Origin of the sequence: Paracoccus sp. UBA889, from assembly GCA_002294185.1 — a bacterium.
In the GTDB taxonomy this organism is placed as follows: domain Bacteria; phylum Pseudomonadota; class Alphaproteobacteria; order Rhodobacterales; family Rhodobacteraceae; genus Paracoccus.
The window spans coordinates 1-780 of sequence record DBFD01000057.1 but is presented as its reverse complement, the minus strand read 5'-3'; the positions used below and the strand labels follow the sequence as shown (position 1 = coordinate 780).

Genomic DNA, 780 nt, shown 5'->3' with positions numbered 1-780 from the left:
GCGGAACATCTCGACGCCCGTGCAGGTCGTCTTCCGGGTCGGGCGGATGCCCACGATTTCCAGTTCGTCGCCCACGTTCACCGCGCCACGCTCGACCCGGCCGGTCACGACCGTGCCCCGCCCCGAGATCGAGAACACGTCCTCGATCGGCATCAGGAACGGCTGGTCCACCGCGCGCTCGGGCGTCGGGATGTAGTCGTCCACCGCCTTGATCAGTTCGCGGATCGAGTTCTCGCCGATCTCGGGATCACGGCCCTCCAGCGCCGCCAGCGCCGAGCCCTTGATGATCGGGATGTCGTCGCCCGGATAATCGTAGCTGGACAGAAGCTCGCGCACCTCCATCTCGACCAGTTCCAGCAGTTCCTCGTCATCGACCTGATCGACCTTGTTCAGGTAGACGACCATGTAGGGGATGCCCACCTGCCGGCCCAGAAGGATATGCTCGCGCGTCTGCGGCATCGGGCCGTCGGCCGCGTTCACCACCAGGATCGCGCCATCCATCTGCGCCGCGCCGGTGATCATGTTCTTGACGTAATCCGCGTGGCCCGGGCAATCGACATGCGCATAGTGACGCGCATCCGATTCGTATTCCACATGCGCCGTCGAGATCGTGATCCCCCGCGCCTTCTCCTCGGGGGCGCCGTCGATCTGGTCATAGGCGCGGAAATCGCCGAAATATTTCGTGATCGCCGCCGTCAAGGTCGTCTTGCCGTGGTCAACATGGCCGATCGTCCCGATATTGACGTGCGGTTTCGTCCGTTCAAACTTTGCCTTTGCCAT

General features: G+C 63.5%; 1 protein-coding gene. It reads right to left on the bottom strand.

The genetic code is table 11. The features are described from left to right. A partial coding sequence (locus B4L36_RS11770) for an elongation factor Tu (RefSeq protein WP_292957360.1) occupies window positions 1-780 on the bottom strand: 780 nt, incomplete at both ends.